The following is an 18,350-nucleotide window of genomic DNA, read 5'->3' as shown; positions in this document are numbered from 1 at the left end:
CCCCCCCCCCCCCCCCCCCCCGAACACCGCCGCCGCTGACCCGAACCCTTCCCACCGAGCGTCACGTAGATGCCCTCGGCAGGGCCATACCGTGACGCTCGATCGCGCCCTGGGGGGTGGTGCGCGGGAGTGTGCAGAGCAAAGGGGTGCAGGTCAGGAGGGCAGGCGGCCGGAGACCCAGGTCGCGTCGCGGTCGTCGTCGTGACCGGTGCCCGCCTCCAGGCCGTGGCCCGCGAACACGTCCGCCAGCAGCGGCGCCTGCGCCGCGCTCGTCTCGATCAGCAGGGTCCCGCCGGGGGCCAGCCACCCCGGCGCCCCGGCGGCGATCCGCCGGGCCGGGTCGAGGCCGTCGCCACCTCCGTCGAGGGCGACCCGGGGTTCGTGGTCACGGGCCTCCGGCGGCATGCCCGCGATCGCCCCGGCCGGGACGTACGGGGTGTTCGCCACCAGCACCGCGACCCGCCCGCGCAGCGTCGCCGGCAGCGCGGCGAACAGGTCGCCGGTGTGCACGGTGCCGAGTCCGTCGAGGTTCGTCGCGGCGCACGCGGTGGCGACCGGGTCGACGTCGGCGGCGTACAGCTCCACCGGGACCCGTCGGGCGATCGCGGCGCCGACGGCCCCGCAGCCGCAGCACAGGTCCACCACCACCGCGCCCGGTCCCAGGCCGGCGACGGCGGCGTGCACGAGGGCCTCGGTCCGGCGCCGCGGGACGAACACGCCCGGCGCCACCCGGACCCGGGCGCCGTCGAACGCGGCCCAGCCGAGGACGTGCTCCAGCGGTTCACCGGCGACGCGGCGCCGGACCAGGGCGTCCAGCTCGGTGCCGGCGGCGGCCTCGGCGAGCAACCGGGCCTCGTCCTCGGCGAACACGCAACCGGCGGCCCGCAGCCGCGCGACGAGATCGCTCACGGCGGCATTGTGCCGCGCGGCTCAGGCGGCCCGCGCGATCGTCGCGAGCCCTGCGGAGTACCGGGTCAGCACGGCGCGGACGACGTCGTCGTGCACGCCCAGCGGACCACCGACGACGTCGGCCCCCGACTCCAGCAGCCGGTTCTGGAAGACCCCGGGCGCGAGCAGCCAGGACGCGACCGCGACCCGCTCCTCGCCTGCCGCGTGCAGGCCCTCGACCAGCGCGGACACGGTCGGCGTCCCGGTCGCGGCGAACCCCGTCCGGACCCGCCGACCGACCAGCGCCGACAGCATCCCGGCGGCCGCACGCACCTCGGCGACCGCGGACGGGTCGGACGATCCGGCCGCGGCGAGCACGACGGCGTCACCGTCGCGGTAGCCGGCGTCGCGCAGCCGGTGCAGCGCCGCCGAGGCGAGCAACGGATCGGGGCCGAGCGCGGGCGTCGTCGGGAACCGGGCCGGGTCGGCACCGGCCTCCGCGAGCTGCGCGGGCAGATCGACGCGCACGTGGTAGCCGGAGGCGAGGAACGCCGGGACGACCACCGCCCCGTCGTACCCGCGATCCTGCAGCGCGAGGACGGCGTCGACGACTTTCGGCCCCCGGACGTCGACGTAACAGATCTCCACCTGCGGCCCGTGCTCGGCGACGGCCGACGCCAGCGACCGGACGACGGCGTCGGCCGCGTCGGACCGCGACCCGTGCGCCACCAGCAGCAGCGGCGGCGTCGTGCCCGTGAGGCTCATCGCTCGTCCCCCGGCACGTCGGCGCAGTGCCCCTCGTGCCCGGGTTCCAGTGCCAGCCGGTAGCCGCGGCGGACGACGGTCTGGACCAGCCCTGGGACGCCGAGGGCGGCACGCAGCCGGGCGATCGCGTTCTCCACGGCGTGCTCGTCACCGGCCCCGCCGGGCTGGGCCGCGAGCAGCTCCGCGCGGGACACGACCCGCCCGGGCCGCCGGGCCAGGACACGCAGGAGTGTCATCGGCGTCGGCGGGAGCGGGCACAGCCGCCCGTCGACGAGCACCGCGTGCCCGCGCAGCTCCAGCAGGTGCCCGGCGACCGGCAGCCGGCGCGCCCGGGCCGGGGCGACGGACTCGCAGGTCCGGACCATCGCGCCGAGGCGGGAGCGCTGCGGCTGTACGGTCGGCACGTCCAGCGCCTCCAGCGGCGCCGCCGTCACCGGGCCGACGCACAGCGTCAACACCGGGCCACGCAACGCGGTCAGCAGCTCGTCGCGCACGCCCCGCTCGGCGGCGCGGGACAGGATCCCGGCCGCGGCGGGTGCGCTGGTGAAGGACAGGACGTCGATCCCACCGGCCAGGGTGGCGTCGATCAGCCGGTCCAGCGGGGCGATGTCGACGGGCGGCGCCCACCGGTACACCGGCACCGTGACGACCTCGGCCCCGACGAGCTCGAGGGCCTCGGCGACGTCCGGCAACGGCTCGCCGTGCAGCTGGACGGCGATCCGGCGGCCCTCGACGCCACGTTCGAGGAGGTGCTCCAGCACCTCGGCGGTCGACTCGGACTCGGGTGACCAGGCGTCGACCAGGCCGGACGCGCGGATCGCCCCGCGCGCCTTCGGGCCGCGGGCCAGCATCTCCGACCGGCCGAGCGCGCCGAGGAGGTCCTCGCCGAGGCCCCAGCCGTCGGCGGCCTCGATCCAGCCGCGGTAGCCGATGCCAGTCGTCGCGACGGTGATGTCCGGCGGGGCCGCGACGAGTTCGCGGGTCCGCGTCTCCAGGTCGTGGTCGTCGGCGAGCGCGACGATGCGCAGGGCGGCGCCGTGCTGGCTGCAGGCACCGCGACGCTCCAGCATCGTGGCGAGCTCCTCGGCCCGGCGGGCAGCGGTGATCCCGATCGTGAACCCCGCCAGCGGGGGCGCGGCCTCCGTGGCGTGGGCAGCCTCTCGGGCGGCGGGGCGGGTCACCGTTCCTCCGTTCCTCCGGCGCGCCGCCGATCGGGCTCGGACGGCGGGAAGCCCGGGGGCGTCGCGTGTGGTGGTGGTCGCGGCGGTGCGGGTCGGGTCCCTCACCGTAGCCCGACCTGCACCGATCCGCCCACGACGCGGACCGCGAACGCGGGCAGGCTCACACCGTCGTCGTCGAGACAGCGGCCGTCGCGCAGGGAGAACACCTGCTTGTGGATCGGCGACGCGACGGTCGGCTCGCCGCCGCGGTCCCCGACCAGCCCGCGGGACATGACCCCCGCCCCGGTGAAGGGGTCGACGTTGCCGACCGCGTGGACGGTGTCGCCGGACCGGCGGAACAGCGCGACCTGGACGTCGCCGACGAGCGCGGCGGCGCCCCGGTCGGGCCACAGCCGGTCCAGCGGGCAGACCGTCAGCCAGGCGGTGGGCTGCTCGGTGAGGTCGGCGGGCGTGGTGGTGGGGGACGCGTCGAGTGCGGTCATCGCGGGGACACCTCCGGGAGTCCGATGAGCACGGGTTCGTCCGGCCGGCCGGGCGCGGGGACGTTCTGGCCCCGCTCCTCCACGAACCGGATCGTCGGGTCGGGCGCCTCCGGTGCGTTCACGAAGGAGACGAAGCGGGACAGCTTCTCCGGGTCGGCGAGGACGCCGGCCCACTCGTCGGCGTAGGAGTCGACGTGGCGCTCCATGGCGGCGTCGAGGTCCGCGCAGATGCCGAGCGAGTCGTCGACGATCACCGAGCGCAGGTGGTCGAGCCCGCCCTCCATCGACTCGATCCACGGCGCGGTGCGCTGCAGCCGGTCGGCGGTGCGGACGTAGAACATGAGGAACCGGTCGATGGTCCGGATCAGGGTCTCGGAGTCGACGTCGGAGACCAGGAGTTCGGCGTGCCGCGGGGTGAAGCCGCCGTTGCCGCCGACGTAGAGGTTCCAGCCCTGCTCGGTCGCGATCACGCCGAAGTCCTTGGACCGGGCCTCCGCGCACTCCCGGGCGCATCCGGAGACGCCGGACTTGAGCTTGTGCGGCGAGCGCAGGCCCCGGTAGCGGAGCTCCAGCTCGACGGCCATCCCGACCGAGTCCTGCACGCCGTAGCGGCACCAGGTCGTCCCGACGCACGACTTCACGGTGCGCAGCGACTTGCCGTACGCGTGCCCGGACTCGAACCCGGCGTCGACCAGCCGCGTCCAGATCGCCGGGAGGTCCTCCACCCGGGCCCCGAACATGTCGATCCGCTGCCCGCCGGTGATCTTGGTGTAGAGCCCGAAGTCGCGGGCCACCTCGCCGATGACGATCAGGCCCTCCGCCGTCACCTCTCCGCCCGCGATCCGCGGGACCACCGAGTAGGTGCCGTTGCGCTGCAGGTTCGCCAGGAAGTGGTCGTTGGTGTCCTGCAACGAGGCGCGCTCGGCGTCGAGGACGTGCCCGTTGTAGAGCGTCGCCAGGATCGACGCGACGACCGGCTTGCAGATGTCGCAGCCGCTGCCGCGGCCGTGCGACTCCACCAGGGCGGAGAACGAGGTGATCCCGGCCCCGGCGACGATCTGGAACAGCTCGGCGCGGGAGTGGTCGAAGTGCTCGCACAGGGCCTTCGAGACCTCGACGCCCTCCTGCTCCAGGATCCGCTTCAGGGTGGGGACGCAGGACCCGCACGTCGTGCCGGCCCGGGTGCACGCCTTCAGCGCCGGGACGTCGTGCGCGCCGTCGTGGATGGCGGTGCAGAGGTCGCCCTTGGTGACGGCGTTGCACGAGCAGATCTGCGCGGAGTCCGGCAGCGCGGACGCGTCCGGCTCGGCACCGCCCTTCGAGATCAGCGTGACCGGGTCGTCCGGGAGCTGCGCGCCGACCAGCGGGCGCAGCACGCCGTAGCGGGACGCGTCACCGACGAGGACCCCGCCCAGCAGCGTCGACGCGTCGTCGGACACCACGAGCTTCGAGTACGTCCCCGCGACCGGGTCGTTGACGACGATCTCCAGCGCACCCTCGGTGGACGCGTGCGCGTCACCGAAGCTGGCGACGTCGACCCCCAGCAGCTTGAGCTGGGTGGACATGTCGAGCTCCTCGGGCGTCATCCGCGCCGGACCGCCGAGCAGCCGGTCCGCGACGACCTCGGCCATCGCGTAGCCAGGGGCGACGAGGCCGTAGGTGCGCCCCTCGAGCGCGGCGCACTCGCCGATCGCCCACACGGCGTCGTCGGAGGTGCGGCAGCGGTCGTCGACCAGGACACCGCCGCGCTCCCCGACCGGCAGGCCGCTGTCCCGCGCGAGCTGGTCGGCGGCGCGGATGCCCGCCGAGAAGACGACGACGTCGGCGTCCAGCTCGACGCCGTCGGACAGCGTCGCGACCAGCCGGTCGCGGTCCCGGGCGACGCCGGTCAGCGAGACTCCGGCGCGGACCGCGATGCCCTGCGACTCGACGAGCGACCGCAGCAGCGCGCCGCCGCCGTCGTCGACCTGGACGGGCATCAGCCGCGGCGCGATCTCGACGACCTGCGGCGACAGGCCCAGCAGCCGCATCGCCCGCGCGGCCTCCAGACCGAGCAGCCCACCCCCGACGACGACGGCCGAGCGCCGCCCCGGCGCGGTCGTCGCGACCGCGGCAGCGGCGGCCCCGGAGATCGCGTCGAGGTCGTCGAGCGTGCGGTAGACGAAGCATCCGGGCAGGTCACGGCCGTCGACCGGCGGGACGAACGGGTACGAGCCGGTGGCGAGCACCAGCGCGTCGTAGTCGAACGTGCGGCCCGACGCGGTGGTGACGCGGCGGGCGTCGCGGTCGACCCGGGAGACGGCGTCGCCGAGGTGGTAGGTGACGAGCGGGTCGCCGCGCAGCCCGTCGTCGTCGAGGCGCAGTTCCTCCTCGGACCTCCCGTCGACGTAGGAGGAGAGCGCGACCCGGTCGTACGCCCGGCGGGTCTCCTCCCCGAGGACGGTGATCGCCCAGGTGCCCGCGGTGTCCCGGTCGCGCATCGCCGACACCAGGCGGTGCCCGACCATGCCGTTCCCGACGACCACCAGACGGCTCATGCTCTTCTCCCTCGTTCCCTCGTCGCGCTGGCCACCGACGGTAGGAACGGGGAGTTACGTGGAGACGGCCCGCGATTGCACGGGAGTTACGAGGTGCTCATTCCCCGCGGACGGCGACCGTGAGCGCCCCGCACCGCCCCCGGCGGTGCGCACTTGCTGCCGGCGACGCTCACCGGATCGACAGGCGCTCACCGGATCGGCAGGTGCTCGCCCGATTGCGTGAGCGTCGACGGACTCCGCGAGCGTCTCTGGGGCCGGGTCCGTGTGCTGGTCCGGGTGCGGGGCCGGTGAGCGTGGGTGGGGCGGTGTCAGGGGCGGGTGGCGGGGTCGAAGGCCGTGCGGTCGTGGCCCTCGACCACGGCGGCCACGCGGGGCGCCCAGCGCTCGTGTGCCGACTGGCGGGTGATCCCGGCGGCCCGGCCGATCGTGTCCCAGCTGACCCCGGTGTGCCGGAGCGCGACCAAGTGCGGCAGCGGGTCGAGCCCGGCGGCCAGCCCGATCCGGAAGGCGACGAGCCGCCACGCGGTCTCCCGCTGCACGGGCACGTCGGTGCCCTGCTCGCCCTCCCACTCCGGGGTGCCGGGCAGCGGCGGGACGCCGGCGATCGCGTCGGCGTGCCGGTCGAGCTCGGCGACGGCGACCGCGGTGACGGCGTTCGCCGCCGGGGTGACGTCGACCGTGAGGACGTGGTCCGGAATCGTGGCCATGTCGTCAGGTTAACCCTGACAGCGAGGACGGCAACGGGTTTCCGTGTACGGGCGTCCCGGACACCCGTACACAGAACCGGCCCGGCGGCCGCGCCGCGGGCATGCGGCGCGGCCGTCGGGCCGGTTCGGTGCGGTGTGGGAGGTCAGACCCGGGCGAGCTCCGCACCACCGGGGACGGACGCCTGCTTCGGCCGCAGGTAGACCGCCCAGGTGACGCCGATGCACACCACGTAGAAGGCGAGGAAGGCCCAGAACGCCGGGGTGCCCGACTGCACGGACAGGAACGACTGCCGGAAGGCCAGGTTGATGAACAGACCACCGAGCGCACCGACCGCACCGGCGATGCCGATCACCGCGCCGGACAGCCGGCGCGCGGTGCCGAGCTCGGTCTCCCGGTCGGCGCCCTCGGCGATCGCGATCCGGGCCCGTCCCGTGAAGATCGCCGGGATCATCTTGTAGGTCGAGCCGTTGCCGATGCCGGACAGCGTGAACAGCAGGATGAAGCCGGCCGTGAAGAACCCGAGCGACTGCGCACCGGACGCGGCGATGATGATCGCCGTCGCCACCGCCATGCCGGCGAAGTTCCACAGCGTGACGGTCGCGCCGCCGAACCGGTCGGCCAGCTTGCCGCCGTAGGGACGGATCAGGGAGCCGATGAGCGGGCCGATGAAGGTGACCATCGCGGCCTGCAGCGGCGTCCGGTCGAACTGGTTCTGCAGCACCAGCCCGAACGCGAAGGAGTAGCCGATGAAGGACCCGAAGGTGCCGATGTAGAGGAACGACATGATCCAGGTCTGCCGGTCCCGGCAGGCCTCGACGAACGCGCCGGTGTCGTTCGACATCGCCGCGATGTTGTCCATCCGCACCCAGGCGAGCGCCGCGGAGACGACGACCAGCGGGATGTAGATCGCGATCAGCACCCGGGGCTGGCCCGCGCCCAGCAGCGCGATCACCAGCAGGCCGAGCAGCTGGATCACCGGGACGCCGAGGTTCCCGCCGCCGGCGTTCAGCCCGAGCGCCCAGCCCTTGCTCTTCTCCGGGAAGAAGGCGTTAATGTTGGCCATCGACGAGGCGAAGTTGCCGCCACCGACACCGGCGAACGCGGCCACGACCAGCAGCGTCGTGTACGAGACCCCGGGCTGGACGACGACCATCGCCAGGATCAGCGGGACGATCAGCAGGGCCGCCGAGAACACCGTCCAGTTGCGACCGCCGAACCGCGCGACCGCGAACGTGTAGGGCAGCCGCAGGATCGACCCGACCAGGGTCGGCACCGCGACCAGGAAGAACTTCTGTGCCGCGTCGATGCCGTACTCCGGGCCCATGAACAGGACCAGGACCGACCACATCGTCCACACCGAGAACCCGATGTGCTCGGAGAAGATCGACTGCCACAGGTTGCGGCTCGCGATCGCCTTGCCGGTGCGCTCCCAGAAGCCCTCGTCCTCGGGGTCCCAGTGCTCGATCCAGCGGCCGCCGATGCGGCGCGGGGATGCTGAGGTGGTCACGGATCGGTCTCCTGATCGCCGGCGTCTCACGTCGGCGATGACGCTAGGGAGCCCCAGTTTCCGTCGAATGGCCCCGCGTGACGTCCCCGAAACGCTTATCTCACATCCACTTGCCGGAACCCGTGAGAAGTGGAGACCCCGGACACCTCTCCGGGGCGCCGGTCAGAGCCGGCGGCTGACCAGCCCGGCGACCCGCTCGATGCCGGCCAGCGACTCGGTCGTCGCGTCGGGGTGCTGGGCGTGCAGCGCGAGCCGGTAGAGCACCGCGCGCAGCAGCGACTGCGGCCACTCGGGCAGCTCCGACCAGCGCTCGAGGAGATCGTCGTCGGCACCGCCCCAGGCGACGGCGTCCACGACGACGACGGCCGCCGCCCACTCCGCGGGCCGCCAGAACGGCACGAGATCGAGGACGGCCGGTCGGCCGGTCGGGTCGAACAGCATCGCGCCGAAGAGCTCGCCGTGGACGACCTGCGGGGTGAGCCGGATCGTGCGCCGGTGCGCCGCCAGCTCCTCGAACAGCGCGCCGCCGGTCTCGGGGTGCAGGTCCAGCTTGCGCTCGCCGAACGCGGCGGCGGCGGAACGGGACAGCAGGTCGTCGCGGTCGTCGAGCAGCCGCGGGCGCAGCACCGTGGAGGTCGCGGCGTGCAGGCGCAGCGACGCGGCGACGACCTCGTCGTGCCGCGGCTCCGGCGCGCCGGGCACGTAGCGCGACGCCGCCCACCCGCCGACGACCCAGCGCCCGTCGGACGACCGGACCGGACGGGCCAGCCGGACACCGTCGACCTCGAGGTTCTCCAGGACCGTCGCCGACCAGGCGGCGACGACGTGGTCCGAGACCGGACGCAACAGCACGTCACCGCACTGCCAGGCCCGCTGCCCCGCCCACACCACGGGGCGCGGGGAGGTGTCTCGGACGCCGAACGCGACGCGGACGTGCTCGGGCAGGGCGCTCGCGGCTGGCGCGGTGGCGAGCGTGCGGGCTGCGGTCACGGCGGCGACGGTACCCCCGGAACCGGGGACTCCCTATCGCGCCACGCCAGGGACGGGTGCTCCCGGTTCCACGATCGGGTGGCCGCGGCCGTCGGACCGGCCGCGATCACGCGGCGTCGTCACGGCGATCCGAGCCCGACGACGATCCCGGGGAGTCCTCGGAGGACGAGCCACCACGGCCGGAGTCGCTCCCGCCCGGGTCGCCGCGGCCGGAACCACCACGGTCCGAGCCGCCCCGATCCGAGCCGCTCCGCCCGGAACCGTCCCGGTCCGACCCGGACCGGTCCCCGCTCCGAGAGCCGTCGTCGGAACCGCCCCGCTCCGAGGCGCCGGCCGACCGGCTCCGCCCGGATCCGTCACCCGAGCGACCGCCGGAACCCTCCGCGCTCCGGCCACCCCCGGAGTCCGAGCCCGACCGCGAACCGCCCGAGTCCGTGGACCCGCCCCCCGACGACCGCCCGCTGCGCTCCGCCATCTGCTCCGCCGCCTGCCGGTCGGCCTCGGCGAGCACGGGCGCCGCCGCCTCCTTCCCCATCGCCGCCTCGACGTAGGACCCCGCGACCGCGCTGGCGATCCCGCGGGAGCCCGAGCCCGACCCGGACCCGGACCCACCGGACCGCGACCCGGTCCCCGACCCGTCGGACCGCGGTTCCGGGACTCGGAGCTCCGCGGCACGGGACGTCGTGGACTCCGCCCGGTCCGGCGCACGCGATCCGGACCGGCCGCGCCGGGAGTCGCCGTCCCGGTCCGCCCGCGCCCGGTCCCCGGCGGACGGGCCGTCACCGGAGCGCCGCCGGTCCGCGTCTCCCCCGCCACCGGACCGGCGCCGCTCCCCGCCACCGGTGAGCCCGTCGACCGCCGACCCCAGCCCCTCCGCGGTGTCCCCGACGCCGCGGGCGGCCGCGCCGGCCCCCGCACCGATCTTCCGCACGGGTCCGTCCGCCTCCCCGGGCCGTGCGCCCGAGCCGGGACCCTGCCGCCGGTCGTCCCCACCGGATCGGGACGCCGTGCCGCCCCGGCCGGGACGACGGCCGTCGTCACTCTTCCCGCCGGTCAGCGACGCCACGCCGTCGGCGGCGTCGGAGACCGCGCCGCCCAGCGTCTCCCCCGGGCCGGCCTTCGCCGCCGCGGCACGCGGGGCGGCGCCGCGGTCGCCGTCGGGCCTGCTGCCCGCGCCGCGACCGGACCCGCCCGCCGGGCCCTCCGCCCGCGGCGCTGTCTCGTCGACAGGACCGCGCGGGTCCGGCGGGCCGCTGGTGCCGACGTCGTCGCGCTCCCGGTCCCCGCCGGTCTCCCGGCCGCCCGCGAGGACCTGCGGGGCCTGCCGCGGGCCGGACGGCTCGGGCGCCGGCGGTTCCGCACCGCGGGCCAGCGCCAGCACGTCGCCGGACACCGCATCGGTGCGCGACCGGTCCTCGGGCAACGGGGCGGTCCGGGCACGCTCGACGCTGTCGTCGATCCCCTCCAGCTCCTCGGCGCACGCGTCGCGTCGGCGCGCACGCAGGTCCCGCTGCTCCTCCAGCGAGGTGGCGGCGGCGACCTGGCCGGTCGTGCGGCGCGCCGGCGGCGGCAGCTCCGCGACGATCCGGTCCAGCTCGGCGAGCTGCCGGTCGGCCGCGGCCAGCGCGTCGACGGCGTCCGGCCGGGACGCGTAGGCGTCCAGCTGGGACTGCAGCGCGGCCCGCTGCTGGCGCAGGGTGTCGCGCTGCCGGCGGAGCTGCCCGACCGCGGCGGGGTCGTTCCCGGTGGCGTGCGGGGAACGCGCCCACGTCCGCTCGGTGCTCGCCAGTGTGCCGAGCTGTTCGTCGAGGGACGTCAGCGTGACCCGGGCCCGGCTCGCCCACTCGTCGGCGGTCCGCTCCTGGGCGGCCGGCGCGCCGTCGACGGAACGCGGCGTCGTCGTGAGTGCGTACCCGCCCAGCAGGACGGCGGTCGCGCCGATGAGCGCGAGGGTGCGGCGGTGCCGCAGCGGGGTCCGCGGTGCGCACAGCCGCGCCGGCACCGGGGCGGCGCCGGGAGCCGCGCCCGTCCGCCGGGCCCGGCCACCCTCCGGGGACCCGCCCGCCGGGCGTACCGGACGGACCGGGACGTGTGCCGGACCGGGCTCGCGCAGCCACGGCAGCGTCTCGGTGGCCCGGTCGTCGCCGGTGGCCTGCGCGGCCGCCCGGCGGACCCGGCGGGCCGCCAGCCGGTGGGCGGCGGAGCAGTAGAGCCGTTGCGGTCGTCCGTGGACGGACCCGATCGTCTCCACACAACCGTCCAAGGCGCACGTGCGCACCGGTTCGTCCACGAAGTCCTCCCGCCACCCGTGCCGCCGGCCACCGGCGCGCACCGGCGTGTCGCGGCGATCCGAAGCCATGTTTCGCGGGACGACCTGGTTACGGGGGCCGATCCGGTGATCGTCACCCGTCCGGGTCGGCAACCGCGGTCGGCAACGGCGGGCGCACGCACCGTTCCGCTGCGTGGACGACGACGGCCGCCGCCCCGGGATCGGGACGGCGGCCGTGGGCTCGCGCGGGAGGGGTCAGTAGGTCGGCTGCGAGGGGTCGATCTGCTTGACCCAGGACAGCACGCCCCCGCCGACGTGGACGGCGTCGGCGAAGCCTGCCTTGTGCAGCGCCGCGAGGGCCTCGGCGGAGCGGCCGCCGGACTTGCAGTGCAGCACCACCGGCCGGTCCTGGGAGATCTCGGACAGCGCCTCGCCGGACAGGATCCGGTCCTTGGGGATCAGCGTCGCGCCCGGGATGTTCACGATCTCGTACTCGTGCGGCTCGCGGACGTCGATGAGCTGGAAGTCCTTGCCCACGTCGATCATCTGCTTGAGCTCGCCGACGGTGATCGTGTTGCCGGCCGCCGCGTCCTGCGCGTCCTGGGTGACGGTGCCGCAGAACGCCTCGTAGTCGATCAGCTCGGTGATCTTCGGCGTCTCCGGGTCCTTGCGGATCTTCACCTGGCGCCAGGTGGTCTCCAGCGCGTCGTAGATCACCAGGCGGCCGAGCAGCGGCTCGCCGATACCGGTGATCAGCTTGACGGCCTCGTTGACCATGATCGAGCCGATCGACGCGCAGAGCACGCCCAGCACGCCGCCCTCGGCGCAGGACGGGACCATCCCGGGCGGCGGGGGCTCCGGGTAGAGGTCGCGGTAGTTGAGGCCCTGCCCGTCGGGGGCGTCCTCCCAGAACACCGACGCCTGGCCCTCGAACCGGAAGATCGAGCCCCAGACGTAGGGCTTGCCCAGCAGCACCGCGGCGTCGTTCACCAGGTAGCGGGTGGCGAAGTTGTCCGCGCCGTCCAGGATCAGGTCGTAGTCCCGGAAGACGTCGAGGACGTTCTCACTGGTCAGTCGCTCGTTGTGCAGCCGGACCTCGACGTAGGGGTTGACCTCGCGGATCGAGTCACGGGCCGACTCGGCCTTCGGCCGGTCGATGTCCGACTGGCCGTGGATGACCTGGCGCTGCAGGTTGGACTCGTCGACGACGTCGAACTCGACGATGCCGAGCGTCCCGACACCCGCGGCGGCCAGGTACAGCAGGGCGGGCGAGCCGAGCCCGCCGGCACCGACGACCAGGACCTTGGCGTTCTTCAGCCGCTTCTGACCATCCATCCCGACATCCGGGATGATGAGGTGGCGGCTGTACCGCTCGACCTCTTCCTTGGTGAGCTCGGTAGCCGGCTCCACCAGCGGCGGTAGCGCCATCTCGTCCACTCCTCGCGTTGTCGCGTGCGGTCTCGCTGCGTCTCAACGCACCGGGTCGCCACCATCTTCCCCGATGCCGGTGCTGCCGCCGTCCCACAGCCCGGCGACGGCGCGGGCCACCGCCTCGGGACGCTCGATCTGGGCGACGTGCCCGGTCTCCGGGAGCACCAGCAGGCCCGCGTCCAGCGCCGACGCCGTCCGCCGGGCGAGCTTCGGGGTGACGACGCGGTCGGCGCCGCCCCACACCACCAGCGTGGGCACCCGCACCCGGGACGCCCGCTGCCACGCCGTCCGGCCCGCCCACACCGCGAGCAGCCCGCGGGTGGCGCCGTCGGACGCCTCGGCCGCCCACGGCAGCGTCGCCCGGTGCTCGTGCTCGGCGATCAGTTCCTCGAGCCGTCGCTCCGAGCCGCGCTGCGGGTCGGCGAAGCAGACCTTCACGATCCGCTCGGCCCGGCTGCGCAGCGGCTCGGCGGCGAGCGCGCGCCGGGCGCCGCGGCCGAGGACCGGCACCATGGCGAGCGCCATCCGCGGGTCGGACAGCCGCCGCGGGTCCGGGCGCAGGTCCGGCATCGCGGGCGACACCAGCGTCAGGGTCCGGACCAGCTCCGGACGGCGGGCCGCGACCGTCATGCAGATCAGGCCACCGAGCGAGTTCCCGACGAGGTGCACCGGCCGGCCGCGACCGGCCAGCCAGCAGAGCAGCGCGTCGGCCATGCCGTCCGGGGTGAAGTCGCGCGACGCCGTCGGCTCGGACAGCCCGAAGCCCGGCAGGTCCACCGACAGTCCGGTGGCGCGGGTGCCGAGCAGCCCGGCGAGATCGGTCCAGTTGGTCGCCGACCCGGCGAGGCCGTGGACGTAGACCGCCTCGGTGCCGGGATCACCCGGGGTCTCCCGGACGTGCAGCGACACCCCGCCCGCGGTGACCGTCCGGCCGGGCCACGGTGCCTGGTCGGACCGCAGTGATGCGAGGGTCGTGGGGTCGGCCAGGCGCGGCTCCGCACCCGTCGCCGCCCCGGACCGGGGCGCGGTGACGGGCGGATGAACGGGGAGCGTCGTACCGGCGGCCATCCGACAAGGATGACGTGCCGGTGATCCCCATCGCCGTCCCGGGTGACCCCGATCTCGTCCGAGGGTCGATCTCGTCACTCCGTGCGTTCGTGCATCCACGGAGCGCAACGGCTGCGGCGCCCGCGCGTTGTACCGGGGGGACACCGACCACGGGAGGACGCATGGGGCGGATCGCGGGATCGGCCGCCGCCCGGATCGCCGGGTTCGGTGCCGCGTCGGTGCTCGTGTTCACCGGGGCCTGGACGGCGGGCGGCGCGCTGGAGGCGCTGGGCCCGGCGGGCGACCCGGACGGCGCGGCCGGCTCGCCGGTGCTCCCCGCCCGGCAAGCCACCGACACCGGGAGCGCGCCGGGCGGCGTCCTCAGCACCGGCGCCGGGTACAGCCTGTCCCCGGTGCGTCAGGTCTACCCGTACCGGCAGCCCACCGAGGTGGCCTTCACCGTCACCGGCTCCGACGGGGCACCGGTGACCCGGTTCGACGACCCCGGCGACGGCGAGCCGGTCATGGACGTGGCCGTGCTGCGCCGCGACGTCGCCGGCTACACCCGGCTGCGCGCCACCCAGGGCCCCGATGGCGTCTGGCGGGCCCCGGTGACCTTCCCCGGGGAGGGCGTCTGGCAGCTCTACGCGGGGTTCACCCCGACCGGCGGCCCACGCCTGGACCTGGGCACCGACCTGCACGTCCCCGGCCCGTACGGCGCGTTCCAGTTCCCCGACGAGAACCGTGCCGGGCTCTGCGGCGGCAGCGACCAGCAGGTCCGGCTCGACGGCGTGCTGGTCCCGGGCGGCGACTCGCGCCTGTTCGCCACCGTCGGGAGGGACGGCGCCCCGGTCACCGATCTCGAACCGCTCGACGACGGCGGGTTCGGACGGGTCACCGCCGTCCGGCAGGGCGACCTGGCCCGGTTCCCGGTGCGCCCGGAGGTGACCGGCGCGTCGCCGGCCGACCGGTCCGGGCCCGGGATCGCGTTCACCGCGTCGGTCCCCGCCCCGGGCAGCTACCGGCTCTTCCTCGACTACCGCTCCGGCGGCGCGCTGCGCTCCTGCGAGTTCACCCTGCCGACGGCGCCGGGGAGCTGAGCCGGTGCGCCGACCCGTGCCGGTCCCCGCCGCCGTCGCGGCCGTGGCGGCACTGCTGCTCCCGCTCGCCGGGCCCGTGGTGCCCCCGTCCGCGCACCCGGGCGTCCTCGTGGGGGCCGTCCTGCTGGGGGCCGCCGTCGTGTGCGGCGCCGGACGGCACGGGCACCGGGCCGCCGCCCGTGCACTGCGGCAGGGCTCCGTCACCGCCGACGCCGGCGTCTCGCTGGCGACCATGCCGGCACTCACCTGGTCGGGCTTTGCTCTGCTCACCCCGGCGCTCGGGGGGCCGGGCGCGCCCATCGGGATCCGGGTTCCCGGAGCGCTCCTGACCGGACCGTCCCTGCTGCCGGGGATCGCGGCCGTGCTGACGGTGGTCGCCCTGGCCGTCCGGGTCACCGGACGGAGCGACGACGACGGGCCGGGCGAGGACGCGCTCGGCGCGGCCGCCGACCGGTGGTGCGTGCGGCTGGTCCCGGTCACGGCGCTGCTCGCGCTGGCCGTCGCCGGGTTCCGTGCGGGCACCGGCCGGCCCTGGGACGACGCCGCGACGGCCGCGGTGGCCGTCCTGCTCGCCGGCTGCCCGCTGGTGCTGCTCGCCGCGGTCCCGGCGGCCGTACGGGCCGCGGACCGGGCCTGCGGGACGGACGTGCGGCTCCCGCTGCCGGCGGCGGGCCGGCCCGATCCGGTCGGCTGGACCGCCCCGCACCGCGGTCCGCGCCCGGCTGACCGGGTCGACACGGTCGCCCTCGCGGGGCCGGAGGTGCTGACCGGTGCCGTCCCCGCGCCGCTCGTCGTGCACCCGGCGCGCGGGGAGGACACGGCCACCGTGGTGCGCCTGGCCGGGTCGGTCGCCACCGGGATCGCGGCCGGTTCGGACATCGGGCCGCTCGGCCGCGCGCTCGCCGCACAGGCCCCGGACGCGCTCCCGGACGTCGCCGAGGCCGACGAGCGGCCGGGGCTGGGCATGTCCGGGCTGGTCGCCGAGCTGCTCCCGGCGCCGGACGACGGGAGCGCGCCCCCGGGAGCCGGGATCGGGACGCTCGAGCGCAGCTCCCCGACCGTCGTCGCGCACGCGGTGCTCCTCGGCGCGCACGCCTGGCTGCTCGAGCACGGCATCGGGCTGCCGGCCGACCTGGCCGTGCAGCGCGAGCGGGCCGAGGCCGAGGCCGAGGGACACGCGATCGTCGCGGTCGCCTGGGACGGCACCGCCCGGGCCGTCCTGGAGCTGACCCGGTCCCCGCACGACGGCGCCGGCCCCGGCCTGGACGCGCTGCGGGCGGCCGGGACGGAGCCGGTCCTGCTCACCCCCGACGACGACGGCCCCGCCCGCGCGCTCGCCGCCGCCGCCGGCCTGGACCCGGCCGACCCCGACGCCGTCCGGCCGGGCCTGGATCCGGGCGGGCGCGCGGCCGCCGTCGCCGGGCTGCGGGTGCGTGGCCGCACGGTCGCGGTGGCAGCCGATCCCGGGACCGACCCGGCGGCGCTGGACCGGGCCGATCTGGCCGTCGAGCTGCACCCGCGGGCCCCGGGGCCGGCCGCACCGGACCCGGTCCCGGCGCCCGCCGGCGGATCGGCGAGGATCGTCGCCCGGGGCGGCCCCGCCGAGGTGGCCACGGCCCTCGAGCTGGCCCGCCGGGCGCGGGCGCACGCCCGCTCCGGGATCGTCGCGGGGGTCGTCGTGGGTGCGGCGGCAGTCGTCGCCGCGGTGGCCGGAGCACCCGCGGTGCCGGTCGCCGCGGTGCCGGTGCTCGGGGCGGCCGCGGTCCGCGCCCGCCGGATCCGCCCCGGCCGGTGATCGGGTCTCCCATTGAGACCACACCGGTGTTCACGGAACGTTCGTCAACCCGGTTACCTGCGGGTAGGGTGACCCCACACCGGGTGAAAGGTAGGGGGCCGATGACCGGAACCGCCACGCCTCGGGGCGCTCGCCTGTCCCGTGGAGCGCGGCGCGCCCAGCTGTTGCTGGCCGCCCGCGACGTCTTCGCCGACCAGGGCTATCACGCCGCCGCCATGGACGACATCGCCGAGCGGGCGGGTGTCAGCAAGCCGGTTCTCTACCAGCACTTCCCCGGGAAGCTGGAGCTGTACCAGGCGCTGCTGACGACCTACGCCGAGGAGCTCGTCGAGCGGGTCTCGGGGGCGATCGAGCGCACCGACGACAACAAGGAACGCGTGCAGGCCGCGGTCGCGGCGTACTTCGACTTCGTCGCCGGGGAGGGCCGGGCCTACCGGCTGGTGTTCGAGTCGGACCTGCGCGGCGACGCGGAGGCCGCGGCCCTCGTCGAGAGCGCGCTGGACCGCTGCATCGACGCGGTCGCGGGCGCCGTCACCACCGACGCCGGGCTCGACCACGACCGCGCCCGGCTGCTCGCCGTCGGACTGGTCGGGCTCAGCCAGGTCGGTGCCCAGTACTGGCTGGACTCCGACCAGCGGGTCCCCCGGGACGAGGCCGTCGCGCTGATGACCTCGCTCGCCTGGCGGGGCATCGCCGGCTTCCCGAAGCAGTCCGGCGAGCAGTAGCCACCCGGCCCGGTCAGGCCGCCCGCGTCGCGGCGGCCTGCCGGACCAGGGCGGCGATCCGGGCCGTCACCCCGCCGACCCGCTCGACGGGAAGCATGTGCCCGGCGTCCGGGAACACGGTCAGGCCCGCCCTCGGGAGCCGGTCCCGGATGCGCCGCGAGAACCGCGGCGGGGTCAGCCGGTCCCGCGAGCCCGCCAGGATCTCGACCGGGAGCGCGGCGAACGCCTCCAGTGCCTCGTCGCGCTCGTGCTCGGTGAGGGTCGGGGTGAAGCCGAAGACGGTCGTCGGGCGGCAGGCGGCGATCGCCTCGCAGGTCGCCCGCACCGCGAGCCGGTCCGGACGCCTGCCCAGCAGCAACGGCTGCAGGGCGGCCCGCAGCAGCGCGGGGTGGGTGCTCAGCGAGCGCCGGCCCGTCCACAGCGGACTGACCGTGACCTTGTCCTTCCCCGCCAGGAACAGTTCGGCGCGACGCCCGGTCAGCCCGAGCGTGGCCGCGCCGCCGAGCCCGCCGCTGGCCGTGGCGACCAGCGCGACGCCCGCGACCCGCGACGCCACCAGGTCCGGATACCGCTGGGCCAGCGCCATCGCGGTCATCCCGCCCATCGAGTGCCCGGCCAGCACGAGCGGCCCGGACGGCGCCACCTGCCCGATCACCTCGGCCATGTCGTCGGCGAGGCGGTCGAGGGTCTTGAGCTCGTCCGGGGTGTCGTCGGACCGGCCGTGGCCGCGGTGGTCGTAGCGCACGACGCGCGGTGCCGCGGCCCCGCCGGACGCCACCAGCGCGTCGGCCACCGGCGCCCAGCAGCGCTCGTCGAGGGTCCAGCCGTGCGCCAGCAGCACGGTGACCGGCGCCGACGCCGGACCCGACTCGCACACGTGCAGCCCGGTCCCGTCCCGGGTCACGACCCGCCTGCTCATCGATCA

General features: G+C 75.9%; 15 protein-coding genes. 3 read left to right on the top strand and 12 right to left on the bottom strand.

What is annotated here, in order from left to right; translation table 11 throughout:
* Nucleotides 1-153: 153 nt before the first annotated feature.
* The 11 genes from Ae150APs1_RS20325 to Ae150APs1_RS20275 form a co-directional block, all read right to left on the bottom strand.
* Nucleotides 154-909, bottom strand: coding sequence for a putative protein N(5)-glutamine methyltransferase (locus Ae150APs1_RS20325; RefSeq protein ID WP_075299647.1), 756 nt, complete (start codon nucleotides 907-909; stop codon nucleotides 154-156).
* A gap of 21 nt (nucleotides 910-930) precedes the next feature.
* Entirely contained in the window at nucleotides 931-1,653 is a 723-nt protein-coding gene (locus Ae150APs1_RS20320; RefSeq protein WP_075299645.1) for a sirohydrochlorin chelatase, read from the bottom strand.
* A complete protein-coding gene (locus tag Ae150APs1_RS20315) occupies nucleotides 1,650-2,834 on the bottom strand; it encodes a uroporphyrinogen-III synthase (RefSeq protein ID WP_075299643.1) in 1,185 nt (394 codons plus the stop codon). Before Ae150APs1_RS20315 ends, Ae150APs1_RS20320 begins: the two co-directional genes overlap by 4 nt.
* 101 nt (nucleotides 2,835-2,935) lie before the next feature.
* Entirely contained in the window at nucleotides 2,936-3,316 is a 381-nt protein-coding gene (nirD, locus tag Ae150APs1_RS20310) for a nitrite reductase small subunit NirD (protein WP_083680260.1), read from the bottom strand.
* Nucleotides 3,313-5,853, bottom strand: a complete 2,541-nt coding sequence (gene nirB / locus Ae150APs1_RS20305) for a nitrite reductase large subunit NirB (protein ID WP_075299641.1) — start codon at nucleotides 5,851-5,853, stop codon at nucleotides 3,313-3,315. The genes nirD and nirB overlap by 4 nt, the downstream gene beginning before the upstream one ends.
* A 308-nt stretch (nucleotides 5,854-6,161) precedes the next feature.
* Nucleotides 6,162-6,560, bottom strand: coding sequence for a hypothetical protein (locus tag Ae150APs1_RS20300; protein WP_075299639.1), 399 nt, complete (start codon nucleotides 6,558-6,560; stop codon nucleotides 6,162-6,164).
* Between the two features lie 143 nt (nucleotides 6,561-6,703).
* Entirely contained in the window at nucleotides 6,704-8,068 is a 1,365-nt protein-coding gene (locus Ae150APs1_RS20295; RefSeq protein ID WP_010229275.1) for a nitrate/nitrite transporter, read from the bottom strand.
* A gap of 162 nt (nucleotides 8,069-8,230) precedes the next feature.
* Nucleotides 8,231-9,058 (bottom strand): TIGR02569 family protein, encoded by an 828-nt coding sequence (locus tag Ae150APs1_RS20290; protein WP_010229271.1) that lies wholly within the window; start codon nucleotides 9,056-9,058, stop codon nucleotides 8,231-8,233.
* A 106-nt stretch (nucleotides 9,059-9,164) separates the two neighbouring features.
* Nucleotides 9,165-11,348 carry a hypothetical protein gene (locus Ae150APs1_RS20285; protein WP_139317626.1) on the bottom strand — a complete coding sequence of 728 codons (2,184 nt, stop codon included), beginning with the start codon at nucleotides 11,346-11,348 and terminating at the stop codon, nucleotides 9,165-9,167.
* A gap of 234 nt (nucleotides 11,349-11,582) precedes the next feature.
* The gene (moeZ, locus tag Ae150APs1_RS20280; protein ID WP_075299635.1) at nucleotides 11,583-12,755 is read right to left on the bottom strand and encodes an adenylyltransferase/sulfurtransferase MoeZ; all 1,173 of its coding nucleotides are present in this window, start codon (nucleotides 12,753-12,755) and stop codon (nucleotides 11,583-11,585) included.
* A gap of 42 nt (nucleotides 12,756-12,797) precedes the next feature.
* The gene (locus Ae150APs1_RS20275; RefSeq protein WP_075299633.1) at nucleotides 12,798-13,826 is read right to left on the bottom strand and encodes an alpha/beta hydrolase; all 1,029 of its coding nucleotides are present in this window, start codon (nucleotides 13,824-13,826) and stop codon (nucleotides 12,798-12,800) included.
* Between the two features lie 161 nt (nucleotides 13,827-13,987).
* Between Ae150APs1_RS20275 and Ae150APs1_RS20270 the strand changes: the two genes are divergently transcribed.
* The 3 genes from Ae150APs1_RS20270 to Ae150APs1_RS20260 all read left to right on the top strand — a co-directional run bounded on the left by Ae150APs1_RS20270 (nucleotide 13,988) and on the right by Ae150APs1_RS20260 (nucleotide 17,425).
* On the top strand, nucleotides 13,988-14,905 hold the full coding sequence (locus Ae150APs1_RS20270; RefSeq protein ID WP_075299631.1) for a hypothetical protein: 918 nt from the start codon (nucleotides 13,988-13,990) through the stop codon (nucleotides 14,903-14,905).
* Between the two features lie 4 nt (nucleotides 14,906-14,909).
* Nucleotides 14,910-16,700 (top strand): HAD family hydrolase, encoded by a 1,791-nt coding sequence (locus Ae150APs1_RS20265; RefSeq protein WP_139316998.1) that lies wholly within the window; start codon nucleotides 14,910-14,912, stop codon nucleotides 16,698-16,700.
* Between the two features lie 101 nt (nucleotides 16,701-16,801).
* On the top strand, nucleotides 16,802-17,425 hold the full coding sequence (locus Ae150APs1_RS20260; protein WP_029239644.1) for a TetR/AcrR family transcriptional regulator: 624 nt from the start codon (nucleotides 16,802-16,804) through the stop codon (nucleotides 17,423-17,425).
* Nucleotides 17,426-17,438: 13 nt separating this feature from the next.
* Here the strand turns inward: Ae150APs1_RS20260 and Ae150APs1_RS20255 are convergent, their stop codons facing one another.
* A complete protein-coding gene (locus Ae150APs1_RS20255; RefSeq protein WP_075299627.1) occupies nucleotides 17,439-18,344 on the bottom strand; it encodes an alpha/beta fold hydrolase in 906 nt (301 codons plus the stop codon).
* Nucleotides 18,345-18,350 lie beyond the last annotated feature (6 nt).

The organism is Pseudonocardia sp. Ae150A_Ps1 (genome assembly GCF_001932315.1).
GTDB lineage: Bacteria > Actinomycetota > Actinomycetes > Mycobacteriales > Pseudonocardiaceae > Pseudonocardia.
This window is presented reverse-complemented; position numbering and strand designations above follow the sequence as displayed.